Source organism: Clostridium paridis, assembly GCF_016765615.1.
Taxonomy (GTDB): Bacteria; Bacillota; Clostridia; order Clostridiales; family Clostridiaceae; genus Clostridium_T; species Clostridium_T paridis.
On the sequence record NZ_JAESWA010000010.1, the window covers coordinates 94,905 to 112,435 of the forward strand.

The following is a 17,531-nucleotide window of genomic DNA, read 5'->3' on the forward strand; positions in this document are numbered from 1 at the left end:
GTATTTTAAAAGCAAATTAATTTATATAATAAGATATTCGTCTCGATTTACTTTCCCAATGTTGATAAGGTAATTATAAATTGCTATCATGGATTAAATGATTAAACCATCAACATATAAATGAGTTAATGTCATGTAAAGAAAAGAGTTAACCATTTATTATTTGATATCTTTCATAAAGGAGATATATCAATGAATGAATTAGAAAACTTAAAGCAGCTAGAAAATGAATTTAAAGAATGCAGACCAGTACTAACTGCTATTGGCGATGAGACAAGACAATTAATTATATTAAGTTTGGCTAAGGGATCGTATCCTGGAATGAGGGTTGGAGAAATAACTAAAAGAACAAATTTATCACGTCCAGCAGTTTCACATCATTTAAAGATATTGAAAGAAGCAAAAATTGTGAATGTTGTAAAACAAGGTACGATGAACTTTTATCATATAAATAATCCGGCAAAAAGCGGGTTGGCTTTGATGAAATTGTTATTTTCCCATCTTGAAGAATTTATGTCAGATTGCTGGAAAGATAACCCGGATGAGACAGACATATAAGTGATAACCTTCAATAGGTATGGTTATATTGATTCATTTTGAAAGGAGTAAATAAATGAAATTAGCTAATAAGGAAGTAGAAGCAGTTAATGGTGTGAAAATTCCTCAAGTAGGCTTCGGAGTATATAAATTAACTAAAGAAGAAGACTTTAAAACTGCGGTTGGGGAAGCTATTAGAATTGGTTATCGTCATTTTGATACAGCTAAAATTTATGGAAATGAAGAAAACTTAGGAGCAGAAATTCAAAAAAGTATGATTCCAAGAGAGGAGTTTTTTATTACGTCTAAAGTCTGGAATACGGACCTTGGGTATGAAGCAACTAAAAAGGCATTTGAAAAAACATGTAAAGATCTAAATATAGAATATATTGACATGTATTTAATTCATTTTGCAGCGCCTGGGTATATTGAAGCATGGAGGGCTATGGAGGAGTTGTATCTAGAAGGAAAAATTAAAGTTATTGGAGTTGCAAATTTTGAAATTCAACACCTTGAGAAATTAATGAAACATTCCAAGATTGCACCAATGATTAACCAGATTGAGACTCATCCGGAGTTTCCGCAAGATGAATTACATGATTATTTAACTAAACATAAGATTTTACATGAAGCTTGGGCCCCTTTAGGACAAGGCAATAAAGATTTGTTTAAAAATACAGTTTTGAATGAAATTGCAAGTAATCATAAAAAAACTGTGGCGCAAGTTATTCTACGCTGGCATATACAAAGGGGAATTATTATTATTCCTAAATCATCAAATCCAAAGAGAATTCAAGAAAATATTCAGTTATTTGACTTTGAATTATCTAGTGAAGAAATGGAAAGAATAGGCCAACTGAATACAGGAAAAAGGTATTCCCATAGCCCTACAGGTTATATGATTAATCCTCTTTATAATAAACTTATGAAAATATTTATTAAGTAAAGTAATAGTGCTAAATATTGTACCGTATTCTAAGGGGATTTAAAAATAAACTAAGCTTTTATTGAAGATAAAATCCAATGGCTCTAGCAAGTTTTGCTAGAGCCATTTTCTATAATGCTTTCTATAAAAATAGAAATTTTTTATATGGGAAAATGGTTAGTTACATATATAAAGTATGTTGATAAGTTGGTAGCAAGATATCATCAATCATATGTACCAGGGTATTTTCATTTAAATCACCAATCAATAAAGCATTTATAAACAAATAGATTGGTAAGATTTTTGTAGTATTTGTAAGTTTGGTTTTATCTATTTCTTTTCGTTCGTGCGCATAAGTAAATAGTTGCTCCAGCATCTGGCTGATAGCATTTTGAACACTAATTTTGCTTAATATATCAATAAACGAAACTTTTTGCATTTGATCACGTAGAATTCCTAGAACTGTATCAGATCCAAGAGACTCAATAATAGTTGCTGATGGTGAGAAAAGTTCTAATAAATCGTTTCTTAAGTTGCCGCTATTAGGAACAGTAAGCTTAAGATCAGGTAGATTCAGCTTTGCAGCTGCTATTATTAGTTCAGCTTTGCCATTCCATCTACGGTAAAGAACTGTTTTTGTTGTGCCAGCATTCTCAGCAATGCTATCCATAGTAAGATTTTCATAACCTTGCTCTTTCAATAGCTTCCATGTGCTATTTAGAATCGCTTCCTCTAGTTCTTTTCCTCTTCGTCTTGTTTTTTTCATGATATATCCCTTCAATCAAATTTATCTATTGACAATTATAACATAGGGGAATATGATATACCATATCAGAATAAGATACTACAGTATCTTAAATTGGAGGTCATAGCATGGAAAAAGAAGTAAAAGAGAGTAAATCAGTATTTTTAATCGCATTAATATTAGTATTAGGGGCTATTGCTCCAATGTTAGACTCAACAATGACAAATGTTGCAGTAAACACAATTATGAAAGACTTTAGCGCAGGAGTTGAGAGTATTCAATGGGTCAGCACAGGATATGTACTAGCATTAGGGATTATTGTTCCTATTGCAGGATGGGCAATTGAATGGTTTGATGGGAAAAAACTTTACCTTTATGGGTTATTACTATTTTTAATTGGATCAATTGTTGCAGCAATATCTTCATCAATTGGTGTATTGATTTTAGGAAGAGTAATTCAAGGTGTAGGAAGTGGGATTATTATACCTTTACTTACAACCTTAATAGTCCGTTCGGCTGGTGCTGAAAATTTAGGAAGTGTAATGTCAGTAGTTAGTATACCTGCTGTTCTTGCACCAATTCTTGGACCGACTTTTGGCGGGTTTATTGTGAACTCTCTAGAATGGCACTGGATTTTTTATATTAATGTTCCAATAGTTATCTTTTCAGCATTATTAATTATATTTGCATTACCAAGCTTTGAGCCAAGTAAGGGGGGGAAGAAGCTAAATATTCCTAGCATTATATTATTAGGTGGTTCATTTACCAGTTTTATTTTAGGAATTACAAAGGTAAGTGAATTAGTGGAGGGAACTTCGAATAAAGCTATCTTGCCGTTAGTAATAAGTGCATTATTAATGATTGGGTATGTAGTCTATGCTATTTTAAAATCAAATAGTGCATTGGTAAGTTTAAAACTATTCACAATAAAAAATTTCTCTGCCTCAGCAATATTGCTGGTAATGTCAGGTTTGACAGTGAATGGTGTAATGTTCTTGCTACCACTTTATCTACAAAATATACGCGGACTTAGTGTTACTTGGTCAGGAATTTACCTAATTAGTCAAGGGGTAGGGTTACTGGTTTCCAGAAGTTTAATCGGTAAGCTTACGGATAAATTGGGAGCTAGGATTGTTGTCCAAGTTTCAGTTTTTATTGGACTTGTGGGTACACTTCCATTTACACTATTTACAGCTGAGACGAATAATATTTGGATTATTCTTATTTTATTTATTCGAGGAATTGCTCAAGGTGGATTAACAATCCCTGTTATGTCAGATTCGTTTATAAATGTTCCAAAGAAACTAATTTCTGAAGCAACTACTGCAACTCGTATGTTGCAAAATATAGGAGGAGCAATTGGAACAGCTATATTAGCTGTTGTTATAAAGCACACCACAGGAGTACAAACACCAACGAAGGAATTACTCTTAACGTCCTATCATAATGCCTTCATATTTACTGTAATTAGCTTGGTGGTAGCGTTGATTCCAGCTATATTTTTAACTAATAATCGTAAAAAGGAAGTTGATAGATAAAATACAATTTTTTTGTGATATAATAAAGAAAATTTTATAAGTGAGGATGTATCATGACGAAGCATAAGATATATACAATGAGTGTAGCAAGTGTCTATCCCCTTTATGTTAAGAAGGCAGAGAAAAAAGGACGCACGAAAACAGAAGTTGATGAAATCATTCGTTGGCTTACAGGATATAGCCAAGAAGAGTTTGAAGAGCAGCTAGAAAAACAGACTGATTTCGAGAATTTCTTTGTAGAAGCTCCTAAGATGAATCCTTTACGTACTTTGATTAAAGGGGTTGTCTGCGGTGTTAGAGTGGAGGACATTGAAGAACCAATTATGAAGGAAATTCGGTATTTAGATAAGCTAATAGATGAGCTAGCAAAGGGAAAAGCAATGGATAAGATTTTGAGAAAATAATGATCAATAATGAAGAAACACTGATTCTATATGTAAAATATAAAGGAATCAGTGTTTTTTATTTTTAACAAATTTTAATTTGATAAGTTTACTTTAAATACATATTTATCACCACGAACAATGGAATGTGTATATTCTATTAATTCATCATCTTCATAACTAAATCTTTCAAGAAGCATACAAGGCGTTTTAGTAGAAATATTTAATAATTCAGCCTGCCATTGCTTAGGAAGTATTGGTTTGAATGTTTCTAATGCCCTGTCAACATTTAGAGAATAGTTGGATTTTAAGTATGTATATAGGGATCCATTTTCTAATAGGGACTTTTCTATTCTAAAAAACCTATTTTTAGGTAAGTAGGTAGACTCTATCATGAGTGGTGAATTTTCAACAGTTCTAAGCCTTACTATTTTGTGAAATAAATCCTCTTTTGGTCTATTTAAAATCGAAGAAAGATGTGCATCTAATTTTATAATTTCGCAACTAATTATGGAATTACATATATCCATATTATTCTTTTTAAGCTCATCTGTAAAAGAATAAAACTTATATAGAGGTTGTTCAAATATGTGAGGTTTCACATATGTACCTCTACCTTGAACCGTATAAACATAACCATTTTTATAGAGTAATGACATGGCTTGCCTAATGGTGGAACGACTAACATGATATGATAAACACAATTCTCGTTCAGATGCTATCGGAGAGTTTTCTAAATAAAACCCATTTCTAATTTTTTCTAAAATATCTAAATAAATTTCCATATACAGTGGAGTATTACTCATTATTGTATCCCCTCGCGTATAAGTTTGAATTACATAAATAATAACATAAATATTTGATGATTACTATGAAAAAGATAATATCGATATGAAAAAACAATACCACTATGATGAGTGGTATGTATGTATTTTAGTAACAACTTTGACCTGTGGGCGATAATCCTCCCAAACTATTGAAAACTTTTTCAAACCCCAATATAATGAACTCATAAAATCAAAAATTAAGGAGTTGAAGGATTATGGGAACACCAAATATTTTATTAACACGTATTGACAACAGACTTGTTCATGGGCAAGTAGGTGTAACATGGACAACTACATTAGGTGCAAACCTAATTATAGTTGCTGATGATGAAGTAGCAGAAAATACTTTACAGCAGCAATTGATGGAAGTTACAGCACAATCATCTGGAGCTGGTGTTAGGTTTTTTACATTACAAAAAACAATAGATGTAATACACAAGGCAGCAGAACATCAAAAAATATTTATAGTAGTTAAATCACCAAGAGAAGTAAGAAAGCTAATTGAAGGGGGGGTGCCAATCAAAGAAGTAAATGTGGGAAACATGCATTTTGACAAAGGTAAAAGACAAATAAGTAAAAAAGTATATGTAGATGATCAAGATATGGAGGACTTGAAAGCTATTAAGGATATGGGGGTAGATATATATATACAAGATGTTCCAGGTAGCATAAAGGAAAAGATTAATTAATTTAAATTTTGGGAGGAATTCATATGGCTATTACTTTAACGCAAGGTATTTGCTTAGCAATTATGGCAATAATAGTTGGAATAGATTTTTGGTTAGAAGGATTATTTATATTTAGACCAATTATTGTTTGTACTTTAACAGGAATTATTATAGGAGATATTAAGTTAGGATTACTTGCAGGAGGTTTAACAGAATTAGCGTTTGCTGGACTAACTCCAGCTGGTGGAACACAACCTCCAAATCCAATTTTAGCTGGGGTAATGACAACAGTTATAGCACATACAACTGGAAAAGACCCAGCTGCAGCAATAGGACTTGCTTTACCATTTAGTTTCTTAATGCAATATATAATATTATTCTATTACTCAACATTCTCAGTTTTTATGAAAAAAGCAGATGAATATGCAGAGGAAGCCAATATAAATAAGTTCATAAGACTAAATATTATAACAACATCTATAGTGGCAATAACTTATGGCGTAGTTGTGTTCTTATGTTCATATCTTGCACAAGATGCAATGAGAAGTCTTGTACAATCAATGCCAGAATGGCTTACACATGGCTTTGGTATCGCTGGTGGAATATTACCTGCTGTAGGATTTGGTATGCTTTTGAAAGTTATGCTAAAAGGAGAATTCATACCATTTATAATTATTGGATTTGTTATAGCATCGTTTGTACCATTTTCAAATCTATTACCAGTTGCAATTGTAGGAGTAGCATTGGCACTTTTCATTTACAACCAAGATAAAGAAAAGCTACTTTTAAGTGCAAGTATAAATAAGAATAGAGGAGATGATTATAGCGATGGAATCTAAAAAAAAGGTATTAAATAAGAAAGATATTACGAAATTAGGACTACTGTCATCGTTCCTACAAGCAAGTTTCAATTATGAAAGAATGCAAGGTGGTGGGTTTACATTAGCTCAATTACCAAGTTTGAAAAAGATATATAAAGATGACAAAGAAGGTCTTTCAGACGCTATGAGTGATAACTTAGAATTTATAAATACACATCCTAATCTTGTTGGTTTTTTAATGGGATTACTTATCTCTTTAGAGGAAAATAAGGAAGATAGAAAGACTATTAAGGGATTAAAATTAGCATTATTTGCTCCAATTGCAGGTATAGGTGACGCAATATTTTGGTTTACTTTATTACCAATAGTAGCAGGTATTTCAGCTTCATTTGCTATGGAAGGAAGCGCTGTAGGTCCTATAATATTTTTTGCAACATATGTAACCATATTTGTACTACGTATTGTTTGGACACATCTAGGATATAACCTTGGGGTTAATGCAGTAGAAAAGATCAAGAATACATCACAGTTAATTGCTAAATCAGCGACAGTACTTGGAGTAACAGTAATTGGTGGTTTAATAGCTTCATATGTTAAGATTCAAGTCTTAACTGGAATAGTTGTAAATGAGAATAAAACTGTTATGATACAAGGTGACTTTTTAGATAAAATTTTCCCTAATATATTATCAATGGGATATACACTATTAATGTTCTATCTATTAAAGAAAAAGCAAGTTAGCCCTGTAATCTTAATAATGACTACATTTGTTATGGCTATTGTATTATCATTCTTTGGTATTTTATAGATTTTTAAAGCAAATTAATATTTTTCTTAATTTATAAAAATGGACTTAAGAAAAATAATTTATATTAACTTAAAAAAATTAAAATATAAAAAGGAGAAATGAAAATGATTTTTGGAAAAGAAACAAAAGAACTAGAAAAAATAAATGCAATATTTACAGCTACAGAAATAAGACAGCAGCCAGATCTTTGGAAAGAGACTTATGAGATAATATTGAATCAAAAAGAAGTTATTCAAAAATTTATCAAAGAAAATGTTGATGAGAATACAAGAATTGTTTTAACAGGAGCTGGAACATCAGAGCATGTTGGTAATACTGTTTACTTAGAGTTAAACAAGCATTTAAGTGCTAGGGTAGAAGCGATAGCAACAACTGATATAGTTTCCAACCCTGAAAAGTATATTGAAAAAGAAACTAAAACAATATTGGTTTCTTATGGTAGGTCAGGGAATTCACCAGAAAGTGTAGGAGCATATGACTTATTTGAAAATAATGTTGATAATATTCTTCAATTAGTAATTACTTGTGATAAAGATGGTGACTTGGCAAAGAGATGTAAAAACAATGATAAGGATTTGTTAATTCTAATGCCAGAAAAATCAAATGATAAAAGTTTTGCTATGACAAGCTCATTTAGCTGCATGACACTTGCTACTCTTCTTATCTTTGATATAGATAATATAGAAAAGAACAAGGAAGTTATTGATATAATTTCATCACAAGGAGAAGATATATTAGAAAATAAATGGCAAGAAGTTAAAAATCTAGTTGATTATAAAGCTGGTAGAATTGTTTATTTAGGTTCTGATATGTTCAAAGGCTTATGTAAGGAAATGGCACTTAAGAATCTTGAACTTACAAGTGGAAGAATAGTTACAATATGTGAATCTGTACTAGGATTCAGACATGGTCCTAAATCAATAATTAATGATGACACTTTAGTTATATTTATGGCTTCAAGCAATGAATACACTAAATTGTATGATTTAGACTTAGTAAAAGAAATCTATGGGGATTCAGGAGAGCATAAGCTTGCAGTAATTAGTTATGAAGAGGATGCACAATTAAAAGATAACTGTAATAATTATCTATGTATAGATGGTAAAAATGTACCTGATATATATAAAGTATTTAACTATATGTTGTTTGGACAAATGTTTGGTTATTTAAACTCATTAAGACTTAATATTTCACCAGACAATCCAAGACCTGATGGAACTGTAAATAGAGTAGTTAAGGGTGTTGTAATTCACGAATATAAATAGGATGGAGTTGGACAAATGATAGGAATAATATTATCTGGTCACGGGAATTTTGCTTCAGGTTTACTAAGTAATATAAAGTTAATTGCTGGGGAACAGGAGATGGTAATTGGAATTGATTTTATAGATGGACAAGGTTCAGCTGAATTAAAAAACAATCTAAAAGAAGCTATGAATAATTTGGGAGATGAGATTTTAGTTTTAACAGATTTGGCTGGTGGTTCACCATATATGAATTCTGTATTATTAAAGCAGGAATTAAGTGATAAAAAAATAGAGGTTATTTCAGGTACTAATGTACCAATGTTATTGGAAGTAGTACTTGGAAGGGATAATATTAGTCTTAAAGATTTAGTAGAAAAAGCAAAAAGTGCTGGAGCTAATGGAATAGATGTATTTGAACTTAAAGAAAAGCAAAACGAAGAGATTAGCAGTGAAGATGGAATCTAAGTTTATTAAAATATAAGTTCAAGTAAGAAAGGAGTAACACATGATATTATCAACAAGAGAAATGCTTTTAAAGGCACAGCGTGAAGGATATGCAGTTCCTGCATTCAACATACACAATATGGAGACTCTGCAAGTAGTTGTTGAAACAGCCATGGAGATGGAATCACCTGTAATTATAGCAGGAACACCATCAACTATACAAAGTTATGCAGGCCCAGACTATATTAAAGCTATGGCTGAAGTGGCAGCAAATAAGTATAATGTCCCAATAGCTATACATTTAGATCATTTTGAAGACGTGGATGACATAAAGAGAAATATCAATATTGGATTTAAATCCTGTATGATAGATGCATCTAAATATGAATTTGAAAAAAATATAGAAATTGTTAAAGAAGTTGTAGATTATGCTCATAGATATGATGCAGTAGTGGAAGCAGAACTAGGTAAGCTTGGTGGAAAAGAAGATGATTTGATAATTGATGAAAAAGATGCATTATATACTAATCCAGATGATGCAGCAGAATTTGTAAGAAGAACAAATGTTGATTCATTAGCAATAGCTATAGGAACAGCTCATGGATTATATAAAGGGGAGCCAAAACTCGATTTTCAAAGATTAGAGGCAATAAGAAGTAAAGTTAGTGTACCACTAGTTTTACATGGTGCATCTGATGTTCCAGATGAATTGGTTAAAAAGGCCATTTCACTTGGTATATGCAAAGTAAATGTTGCAACTGATTTAAAAATCCCTTTTGCAAATGCAATAAGAACATTTTTTAATGAAAATTCAGTAGAAAGTGATCCAAGAAAATACATGGCGCCAGGAAAAGAAGCTATGAAACAAATTGTAAAACATAAAATTGAAGTTTGTGGAAGTGCTAATAGGTACTAAAACAAAAAAAGCTTAGGAAAAATTATAATCCTAAGCCCAGTAAATATTACTTATTGCAGTAAGTAATAAAATAAATGATCAAATATATTTTATATTAAAGAATAAATAAAAACAATATATACTAACAGTCCCATAAAACCATAATACAATTTTTATAAAGAGAGAACTAAGGCACAGGTATTAAGGCTTGTGCCTTAAACTTTGATTTAAAAGTTTTGTGATGAAAATAGGTCATTAATAAGTGAAAGTAGGGAAAAGTATGAGTAAAAATCCAATAATAGATATAATAAAAAATTATAAATTAGGAAAGCATGATGGAATATTTTCAGTATGTTGTTCCAATAAATTTGTTATTGAAGCCGCAATGGATAAGATAAGAAATACAGACATGTATTTGCTTGTAGAAGCAACAGCAAATCAAGTTGATCAATTTGGTGGATATACTGGAATGACTCCTAAAGAGTATAGAGATTTTATTTATGAATTATGCGAGAAAAATGATTTTCCTAAGGATAAAGTGATATTAGGCGGAGATCATTTAGGACCGCTTACCTGGAGAAATATAGATAGGGAACAAGCTTTAGAAAATTCAAAAGAATTAATTAGACAATATGTTATGGCTGGATTTACAAAGATTCATATTGATACAAGCATGCAAATTAAGGGTGATGCAGAAGATGAAAAGTTTGGTGATGAGATTATTGCAGAAAGAGCAGCAATATTGTGTGAAACTGCTGAGAAAGCTTACTTAGAGCTACTTAAGAGTGATAAAGCTGCGGTGCATCCTATTTATATAATAGGAAGTGAAGTACCTATACCTGGAGGTGCTGAAGCGGTAGAAGAAGAGGAAGAGGGCTTACAAATAACTAAAGTAGAGAATTTCGAAAATACAGTTAGAACCTTTAAAGAAGCTTTTGAAAGACATGGTATTTCCAAAGCTTTTGAAGAAGTTATTGGAGTTGTTGTTCAGCCTGGAGTAGAATTTGGGTCCACAAGTGTATGGGAATATGATAGAGAGAAGGCAAGAGACCTTTCAAATAGCATAAAAAAATATGATAAATTAGTATTTGAAGCACATTCTACAGATTATCAAACAAAAGAAGCTTTAAGGAAAATGGTAGAAGATGGATTTATTATATTAAAAGTAGGCCCAGCACTCACATTTGGTTTTAGAGAAGGCGCCTTTGCACTAAATGATATAGAAAATGAACTCTTTAGATACAATTCTAATTTTGAAGTATCAAGATTTAGAGAAATTCTAGATTTCGTTATGGTAAAAGATCCAAGTCAATGGGAGAAACATTATAATGGAACAGGAGAAGAAATAAAATTAGAAAGAAAATACAGCTTATCGGATAGATGTAGGTATTATATGCCTAATGAGGAAGTAGAATTTGCATTAAATAAAATGATAGATAACTTAACTAATATAGAGATACCACTAACATTAATAAGTCAATATATGCATACACAATATATAAAAATACGTCAAGGAAAATTAAAACCTAATGCATATGATTTGTTAAAGGATAGAATTGGGGAATATATAGATGACTATATTTATGCTATAAGTAAGTAATGTACTTGTGAGCAATATTTATGTAAATAAAAATAAACAGAACCTTTTATTAAAGGGGTTATCTGTAGTGTCCTATTAGAAGACATTGAAGGAACACTGATTCTATATGTAAAACATAAAGGAATCAGTGTTTTTTTATATGGTGATTCGCAACTTAAACAAAAATCAAATCTACAAATGAATCAATTAGACTGGTTGGATCATCCAATCCTTTTTCAGGTTCTAGATGTCCAGTAGAATTAAGTTCAACTAACAAAGAAAATAGGAAAGATCTGTGGAGGACAAGTGTTGAATTGACAAAACTAAAGAAAACTGAAACCATACTAAACTTAGACTAAGAATATAACAGATTAATACAATATAATTGATATAAATTGAAAATATAAATAGTTATATTTTTACAAGACATGCTATAATTAAAGAAATAAAAACGTATATATTTTAATTAAGATATAAGAATAACTACGGCGGAATTTTTCAGAAAACATAGATACATAATAAAAAGTTATAATTAGGGGCAAGTATATGATATTAATGTAGTTAACACTACTTTAATTTATAATTTATTATGAGGAGGAATGTATATGGAAAATGCAATGTTTTGTTATCAGTGTGAACAGACTGCTGGAGGAAAGGGATGTACTAAGAGTGGCGTTTGTGGAAAAACACCAGAAATTGCAAACTTACAGGACTTATTGATATATCAATTAAAGGGCATTTCTTGTTATGCAAAACCATTAATTGAAAAGGGCAAAGTTATTGATAAGGATATAGTTAAGTTTGTAGAAAATGGACTATTTACAACATTAACAAATGTAAATTTTGATGCTGAAGTTCATGTAAGACTGCTAAAGGAATCACAAAAAATTAAAGAAGAGCTAAGAGATCAAGCACCAGAAGGAAAGTATCCAGATGCAGCTACATATAATCTAAGTGATACTAAAGAAGAAATGCTAAAGGATTCAGTAAAAGCAGGAATTATGTATGATCAGAATCTCGATGCAGATATTCGTTCCTTAAGATCCACTATTTTATATGGATTAAAAGGAGTAAGTGCTTATGGACATCAAGCAAGATTTATCGGATATAATAATGAACAAGTTGATAATATTTATTTCTTAGGGCTTGAATCTACTACAAATGACAATTTAACTCTTGAAGATATGATACGTATGACCATGAGAGTTGGAGATATGAGTGTGCAAGTGATGCAGACTTTAGATGAAGCTAATACGACTAAATACAAAAATCCATCACCACATAGGGTAAACGTTAACACTAAGAAAGGCCCATTTATTATAGTATCTGGCCATGACTTGAGAGATTTAGAAATGTTGCTAGAGCAAACAGAAGGTAAAGGAATTAATATTTATACTCATGGAGAAATGTTACCAGCCCATGGATATCCAGAATTAAAAAAATATAAACATTTAGTAGGTAATTATGGTTCTGCTTGGCAAAACCAACAAAAGGAATTTGATGAGATACCGGGTTGTATTTTGATGACTACTAATTGTTTAATGAGACCAAGAGAAACATATAAAGACAGGATATTTACAACAAGTGTTGTAGGTTGGGATGGCGTAAAATATATTGGAGTTTCTGAGGATGGAACTAAAGATTTTAGTGAAATAATAAATAAGGCGTTGGAACTAGGAGGATTTAAAGAAGAGGAAGAAGAAAAAGAAATATTAGTGGGATTTGGACATAATGCAACACTATCCCATGCAGAAACTATAATTAATGCAGTTAAGGAAGGAAAAATAAGACATTTCTTCTTGATAGGTGGTTGCGATGGAGCAAAACCAGGTAGAAATTATTATACTGATTTTGCTAAAATGGTTCCGGAGGATTGTGTAATTCTTACTTTAGCATGTGGTAAGTACAGATTTAATAAATTAGATTTTGGAACAGTAGCTGGATTACCTAGATTATTAGATGTAGGACAATGTAATGATGCTTATTCGGCAGTTAGAATAGCTACAGCACTAGCAGATGCGTTTGAAACAGATGTGAATTCATTGCCATTAACAATTGTACTTTCTTGGTATGAACAAAAAGCTGTTGCTGATTTATTAGCATTGTTGTCACTTGGAATAAAAGGAATGTATTTAGGACCAAGTTTGCCAGCATTTATATCTCCGAATGTATTACAATATCTAGTTGATACATTTAATATAACACCAATAAGTACACCAGAGGAAGATTTAAAGAGTTCACTTAAACAAGCTAACTAAAGTTAATATTTTATTCAAGAATAAAGCACTAATCCTTGATTAGTGCTTTTTCTCTCAACTATTATGTCTTTTATGAATACCAAGAAATTTAATCTTGATATAGGAATATATTTAAAAAAATCTTTACTAAAGGATTAAGGTCTAAAGCATCATAAAAATCTGCCTTAGACCTGGAAATCTCAATTATATTCATTTTCAACTATTTTTATCTGTATAGATTATTCGCATAATGTATGTAACTATCACTTTATATTGTTAACATTCTTTAAAATTTCTTCAAGCTTTTCAGTTGAGACAATTCTTTCATTACACTCTTTACTATCTAAGCATAAATCAAAGCCAATTGATCTATAGGCACCTTCTGCAGTACTAGTTGTCTTACAGATAGGAGAAACGAAAGCAACTTCATTTTCCTTGCCGACGCGGTTGCATAGAACACATCTATGAGAGTTATTTGCATCAGGGTTTGAAATTCTACAGGCCATACCGATAAGATTGCCATTCATATTGTAAGCTACAAATAATTTTCTAATTGAGTTGTCAATCCAGCCTAAATATACATTTTTTGAAGCTTGATCTTCTTGGGTTGGTAATTTAAACTTCTTTTCCTTTTTAAACAATCTACTAAGCTGTGCATTTGTAATGTTTGGTATTCCATAAACATATTCATTAAGTTCTTCTATATAGCTATCAAAGTGATGTATTTTAGTTAGTTTACTAATATCAAGTATCCCTTTTTCTTCCTCGGATAAGTCTTGAAAAATATTTAATATCTTATCTTGTGTATTTGCCTTAGAAGCTTCAATAATATCTTTATCTACGCAGCCTATAAAAGCATTTTTCAAGTCGAGTAAAAGCTTTCTTATATAATTAAATTCATGTTTTTTTATAAAAGTATTCATAAATCTAGCACCTCTATTCTAAATATTCTTATTTTCATTGTTAACGTAAGTAAAAATGACTTTACTACCAGTTTCATTATTCCTAATCTACAAAATAAAAGATGATCATTATTACTCCAATTGAAAGCAACAATAATCATCTTAATCTAAAACACACTATATATTCATAATCATTTTCTATTGAATCTTGTTTTAAATTACAAATTATAACTTTCATTGGATTTCCACAATGAAATCATAACATGAGTTAAAATAAGCATTCAATCTAATAAATAATTCTGTATTGATTATGAGCATATATGTTTCTCTTGTTTTATTATTCTTCTTATACTTTTTTCTGACAGGTAATACTCTTGAGTGAGTTCCTTTATAGTAGATCCATCAACATATTTTTTATAAATCTCATTATTTCTTACCTTAAGATCATTCTTTATTCCACTCTTTTCTCCCCAGGACTTATGATTTTCATCTTTTCTGGGTACATAAAGATATTTTCCATCTACATATTTCTGTATTATTTCAATAATTTCTATTGGTAACACATCTTGTGCTTTTGCATATTTCATTTTCTTACTCCTCCACTTTTATTAAAGTATTAAAGCAAAGAATACAAAAAAGCTATGTGTTACAGAACCTAAAACATGTACGCGTTTCAGCTAATTTAACAGCTTAGGCTCCAAACAAAGCATAGCTGACTTTGTAGTCCCTGCAAGGAGCAAACTGATTTAAAGCTGAATGTATCACTGACCTTCATAAAAAACACCCCCCAATACATTACGATTACGCTTATTATATCATGTTTAATGTAAAGTTATAATGGGAAAAGGTGAATAAAACTTTATATGAAGTATAGTATTTAGCAAAGAACAATGATTTTATACGGAGTAGTTTGAGCAGGGATGCTCATAGTTGTAGGACCATAAACAACAATTAAATTTCTATTTCCCGGGTATCTATTAAAAGTTTGGTCATTTGTCAGAATTATCTCAGTAGTTGGAGCAATATTTAGTTTTAAACTTCCTTCACTGCTTATAAGTTGATTATTAAAATAGTCTACAGTAACAGTTTGAAAACTTGTATTTTTGGCAACAACAATTGCAGGATATTGTGGAGGATAAATAAGAAGGGCTGGTGCGTTTACATCATAAAATCCTGTTACCTCATCGCCTACTTCGACCACCTCATGATTTACGAAGTAGGTTCCCGGGGATATGGTGAAATTTACGGGGCCTTTATCTATGTTCTCTAATGACATTAATTTATAGCAGCCTGATGATGTATCATTTGGACTTGGATAAAAATCTTCAATCCTTGTAATGGTACCACTAAAGCCAACGAAGTGTTGAGTCGTGTTTCTCCATCCTACATCGAAGGAAGGATAAGTAGCTTCATTTATGGGACAAGAATAAAAGGGAAATTGATTATTATACATATAATACTCCTTTATATTGATTCAGTTAAATGTCTCATAATTAATAGTATATTAGCTACTCTTACTAGTGTTACGCAGGAGAATTTTAAAAACTTACATTGTTTATGTAGATTAAAAAGCTAAAAAATCAAAAAAAGCAACTTGGATTAAATAAACCAAATTGCTTTTTGAAATTTAAACTATTTTGCTATCCAGTCAATAACAGCTTGGTTTTGACATGCACAGGACTCTGCATCTGTTTTTGTTACAAACAAGATATCTCCTTCATTTGCTACAGCTTTAAGTTCCTCTAATATTTCTTTAGCCGATAGAGTGCTTTTAACAAGGAAAGCTTCAGGCATAAAGTGAGCCCAAGCACCAACAGACTTTATCTTTGCAATTATATTATCTTCACTAGACTCAATATGCTCATGCTCATGGTCGTGCTCGTGATCATGGTCATGACCACATCCGCAAGTATCACTTAAAAAATATGTAATCATATATGTTGACATAAAATTATCTCCTTTCAAAACAAAACTTACAGTTTAGCTTGTTTATTTACATTTAAATTATACATTAATATTTAAATAAGTAAATGAGAGTTTTTATCAATATTCATTAGAAAAATATTATAGAACATTACTTGGAAGCCATGGAGCCAATATATCATAAGGGATATTTGTATCAGCTACGCTTTCTCCCATTTTAACATTAGGTTTAAGTTTTCCATGATAATCACTACCACCTGATGAATATATATTATGCTCTCTACAATAATTAAGCAGATACTTGGTTCTTTCAATTGAATGAAGAGAATGGTAGCATTCTATACCATCAAGAGCATTTAAGGACACTATAGAATCCAAGAATTCTGTATGATCTTCAACAAAATATCCATATAGGTGAGCAAGGAATGATTTTCCCCCTGCTTTTTTTATGAGAGTAGCTGCCTCTTGTACTGTCATATAATCTTTCATTTGGTCCAGAAAAAATGGACTTTCTGGATTATTCACGCAAGTTCTGTAAAATGCGTTAAGATTTCCCCATATATCCTTATCAAAATGTTTTTCATTTTCAGGATATTTCCTTATATCTGCGTGAAGCATTTGAGTTGCAAAATACTTTCCTTTAATTGATAAATCCTCACTATATTTAATATTAAGGTTTCGGCATATCTCTTTCATTTTATTTAGATAAGAATTTTCTCTTGCGTAAAAATTTTCATCAGATACAATTCCGCTTGAATTTATCACTTCAAAATCTATACCATACCCTAATATTTCAATAGGTTTTCCATTATGTACAGCAGAAAATTCACAACCAGGGATAAGCTTACCATCATAGTAGTCATGAATATTAATATCCTTCAATTTTGTATAGGCGCCAATTGAATCATGATCTGTAATAGATATATATTTTAGACCTAATTGCTGTGCTTTAATCAGAATATCTTTAGGCTCATCAGAACCGTCTGATGTAGTAGTGTGTATATGTAAATCAATCATAGTTATACAGCTCCTTGTTTCCAATAATATACTAT

Annotated in this window: 19 protein-coding genes; 12 read left to right on the top strand and 7 right to left on the bottom strand. The window is 30.9% G+C overall.

Annotated elements, in window-relative coordinates; all coding sequences use genetic code 11:
* Positions 1–192 precede the first annotated feature (192 nt).
* Together JK634_RS02010 and JK634_RS02015 are read left to right on the top strand one after the other, a co-directional pair.
* Positions 193–558 (top strand): ArsR/SmtB family transcription factor, encoded by a 366-nt coding sequence (locus tag JK634_RS02010; protein ID WP_202765953.1) that lies wholly within the window; start codon positions 193–195, stop codon positions 556–558.
* Between the two features lie 55 nt (positions 559–613).
* The gene (locus JK634_RS02015; protein WP_202765954.1) at positions 614–1,483 is read left to right on the top strand and encodes an aldo/keto reductase; all 870 of its coding nucleotides are present in this window, start codon (positions 614–616) and stop codon (positions 1,481–1,483) included.
* Between the two features lie 160 nt (positions 1,484–1,643).
* On the opposite strand, the gene JK634_RS02020 is transcribed toward JK634_RS02015, so the two are convergent.
* Complete coding sequence (locus JK634_RS02020) at positions 1,644–2,228, bottom strand: TetR/AcrR family transcriptional regulator (protein WP_202765955.1); 585 nt, start codon at positions 2,226–2,228, stop codon at positions 1,644–1,646.
* Between the two features lie 107 nt (positions 2,229–2,335).
* Here JK634_RS02020 and JK634_RS02025 point away from each other — a divergent pair, with 107 nt between their 5' ends.
* Both JK634_RS02025 and JK634_RS02030 read left to right on the top strand, forming a co-directional pair.
* Positions 2,336–3,745 carry an MDR family MFS transporter gene (locus JK634_RS02025; protein WP_202765956.1) on the top strand — a complete coding sequence of 470 codons (1,410 nt, stop codon included), beginning with the start codon at positions 2,336–2,338 and terminating at the stop codon, positions 3,743–3,745.
* A gap of 53 nt (positions 3,746–3,798) precedes the next feature.
* The gene (locus JK634_RS02030; protein ID WP_202765957.1) at positions 3,799–4,149 is read left to right on the top strand and encodes a DUF2200 domain-containing protein; all 351 of its coding nucleotides are present in this window, start codon (positions 3,799–3,801) and stop codon (positions 4,147–4,149) included.
* A 74-nt stretch (positions 4,150–4,223) separates the two neighbouring features.
* Here JK634_RS02030 and JK634_RS02035 read toward each other — a convergent pair whose 3' ends face one another.
* The gene (locus JK634_RS02035) at positions 4,224–4,934 is read right to left on the bottom strand and encodes a GntR family transcriptional regulator (protein ID WP_202765958.1); all 711 of its coding nucleotides are present in this window, start codon (positions 4,932–4,934) and stop codon (positions 4,224–4,226) included.
* A 236-nt stretch (positions 4,935–5,170) separates the two neighbouring features.
* Here JK634_RS02035 and agaB point away from each other — a divergent pair, with 236 nt between their 5' ends.
* From agaB to hcp, 8 genes are all read left to right on the top strand, one after another.
* Entirely contained in the window at positions 5,171–5,644 is a 474-nt protein-coding gene (gene agaB / locus JK634_RS02040) for a PTS galactosamine transporter subunit IIB (protein WP_202765959.1), read from the top strand.
* Between the two features lie 23 nt (positions 5,645–5,667).
* Positions 5,668–6,462, top strand: a complete 795-nt coding sequence (agaC, locus tag JK634_RS02045) for a PTS galactosamine transporter subunit IIC (protein ID WP_207753572.1) — start codon at positions 5,668–5,670, stop codon at positions 6,460–6,462.
* Complete coding sequence (agaD, locus tag JK634_RS02050; protein ID WP_202765960.1) at positions 6,452–7,252, top strand: PTS galactosamine transporter subunit IID; 801 nt, start codon at positions 6,452–6,454, stop codon at positions 7,250–7,252. Before agaC ends, agaD begins: the two co-directional genes overlap by 11 nt.
* 104 nt (positions 7,253–7,356) lie before the next feature.
* Positions 7,357–8,517 (top strand): SIS domain-containing protein, encoded by a 1,161-nt coding sequence (locus tag JK634_RS02055; RefSeq protein WP_202765961.1) that lies wholly within the window; start codon positions 7,357–7,359, stop codon positions 8,515–8,517.
* Between the two features lie 15 nt (positions 8,518–8,532).
* A complete protein-coding gene (gene agaF, locus JK634_RS02060; protein ID WP_202765962.1) occupies positions 8,533–8,964 on the top strand; it encodes a PTS galactosamine/N-acetylgalactosamine transporter subunit IIA in 432 nt (143 codons plus the stop codon).
* Between the two features lie 40 nt (positions 8,965–9,004).
* Complete coding sequence (locus JK634_RS02065; protein ID WP_202765963.1) at positions 9,005–9,859, top strand: tagatose bisphosphate family class II aldolase; 855 nt, start codon at positions 9,005–9,007, stop codon at positions 9,857–9,859.
* Positions 9,860–10,118: 259 nt separating this feature from the next.
* Positions 10,119–11,438, top strand: coding sequence for a class II D-tagatose-bisphosphate aldolase, non-catalytic subunit (locus tag JK634_RS02070; protein WP_202765964.1), 1,320 nt, complete (start codon positions 10,119–10,121; stop codon positions 11,436–11,438).
* Positions 11,439–12,022: 584 nt separating this feature from the next.
* On the top strand, positions 12,023–13,675 hold the full coding sequence (gene hcp / locus JK634_RS02075; RefSeq protein WP_202765965.1) for a hydroxylamine reductase: 1,653 nt from the start codon (positions 12,023–12,025) through the stop codon (positions 13,673–13,675).
* A gap of 242 nt (positions 13,676–13,917) precedes the next feature.
* On the opposite strand, the gene JK634_RS02080 is transcribed toward hcp, so the two are convergent.
* The 5 genes from JK634_RS02080 to JK634_RS02100 form a co-directional block, all read right to left on the bottom strand.
* Entirely contained in the window at positions 13,918–14,577 is a 660-nt protein-coding gene (locus JK634_RS02080) for an FBP domain-containing protein (RefSeq protein ID WP_202765966.1), read from the bottom strand.
* Positions 14,578–14,864: 287 nt separating this feature from the next.
* On the bottom strand, positions 14,865–15,143 hold the full coding sequence (locus JK634_RS02085) for a CD3324 family protein (RefSeq protein WP_202765967.1): 279 nt from the start codon (positions 15,141–15,143) through the stop codon (positions 14,865–14,867).
* 290 nt (positions 15,144–15,433) lie between these two features.
* Positions 15,434–16,009: a hypothetical protein gene (locus JK634_RS02090; RefSeq protein WP_202765968.1), complete on the bottom strand. Its 576-nt coding sequence runs from the start codon at positions 16,007–16,009 to the stop codon at positions 15,434–15,436.
* A gap of 179 nt (positions 16,010–16,188) precedes the next feature.
* The gene (locus JK634_RS02095; protein WP_202765969.1) at positions 16,189–16,503 is read right to left on the bottom strand and encodes a hypothetical protein; all 315 of its coding nucleotides are present in this window, start codon (positions 16,501–16,503) and stop codon (positions 16,189–16,191) included.
* Between the two features lie 117 nt (positions 16,504–16,620).
* The gene (locus JK634_RS02100) at positions 16,621–17,496 is read right to left on the bottom strand and encodes a PHP domain-containing protein (protein WP_202765970.1); all 876 of its coding nucleotides are present in this window, start codon (positions 17,494–17,496) and stop codon (positions 16,621–16,623) included.
* Positions 17,497–17,531: the final 35 nt, after the last annotated feature.

Excerpts from the sequence above, each read along its gene's own strand:
- JK634_RS02085 (WP_202765967.1), bottom strand. The coding sequence starts at position 15,143 with ATGAAATATGCAAAAGCACAAGATGTGTTACCAATAGAAATTATTGAA.
- JK634_RS02030 (WP_202765957.1), top strand. The coding sequence starts at position 3,799 with ATGACGAAGCATAAGATATATACAATGAGTGTAGCAAGTGTCTATCCC.
- JK634_RS02090 (WP_202765968.1), bottom strand. The coding sequence starts at position 16,009 with ATGTATAATAATCAATTTCCCTTTTATTCTTGTCCCATAAATGAAGCT.
- JK634_RS02015 (WP_202765954.1), top strand. The coding sequence starts at position 614 with ATGAAATTAGCTAATAAGGAAGTAGAAGCAGTTAATGGTGTGAAAATT.
- JK634_RS02035 (WP_202765958.1), bottom strand. The coding sequence starts at position 4,934 with ATGAGTAATACTCCACTGTATATGGAAATTTATTTAGATATTTTAGAA.
- JK634_RS02100 (WP_202765970.1), bottom strand. The coding sequence starts at position 17,496 with ATGATTGATTTACATATACACACTACTACATCAGACGGTTCTGATGAG.
- JK634_RS02055 (WP_202765961.1), top strand. The coding sequence starts at position 7,357 with ATGATTTTTGGAAAAGAAACAAAAGAACTAGAAAAAATAAATGCAATA.
- agaD (WP_202765960.1), top strand. The coding sequence starts at position 6,452 with ATGGAATCTAAAAAAAAGGTATTAAATAAGAAAGATATTACGAAATTA.
- JK634_RS02080 (WP_202765966.1), bottom strand. The coding sequence starts at position 14,577 with ATGAATACTTTTATAAAAAAACATGAATTTAATTATATAAGAAAGCTT.
- agaF (WP_202765962.1), top strand. The coding sequence starts at position 8,533 with ATGATAGGAATAATATTATCTGGTCACGGGAATTTTGCTTCAGGTTTA.
- JK634_RS02070 (WP_202765964.1), top strand. The coding sequence starts at position 10,119 with ATGAGTAAAAATCCAATAATAGATATAATAAAAAATTATAAATTAGGA.
- JK634_RS02010 (WP_202765953.1), top strand. The coding sequence starts at position 193 with ATGAATGAATTAGAAAACTTAAAGCAGCTAGAAAATGAATTTAAAGAA.
- JK634_RS02065 (WP_202765963.1), top strand. The coding sequence starts at position 9,005 with ATGATATTATCAACAAGAGAAATGCTTTTAAAGGCACAGCGTGAAGGA.
- JK634_RS02025 (WP_202765956.1), top strand. The coding sequence starts at position 2,336 with ATGGAAAAAGAAGTAAAAGAGAGTAAATCAGTATTTTTAATCGCATTA.
- agaC (WP_207753572.1), top strand. The coding sequence starts at position 5,668 with ATGGCTATTACTTTAACGCAAGGTATTTGCTTAGCAATTATGGCAATA.
- hcp (WP_202765965.1), top strand. The coding sequence starts at position 12,023 with ATGGAAAATGCAATGTTTTGTTATCAGTGTGAACAGACTGCTGGAGGA.
- JK634_RS02020 (WP_202765955.1), bottom strand. The coding sequence starts at position 2,228 with ATGAAAAAAACAAGACGAAGAGGAAAAGAACTAGAGGAAGCGATTCTA.
- agaB (WP_202765959.1), top strand. The coding sequence starts at position 5,171 with ATGGGAACACCAAATATTTTATTAACACGTATTGACAACAGACTTGTT.
- JK634_RS02095 (WP_202765969.1), bottom strand. The coding sequence starts at position 16,503 with ATGTCAACATATATGATTACATATTTTTTAAGTGATACTTGCGGATGT.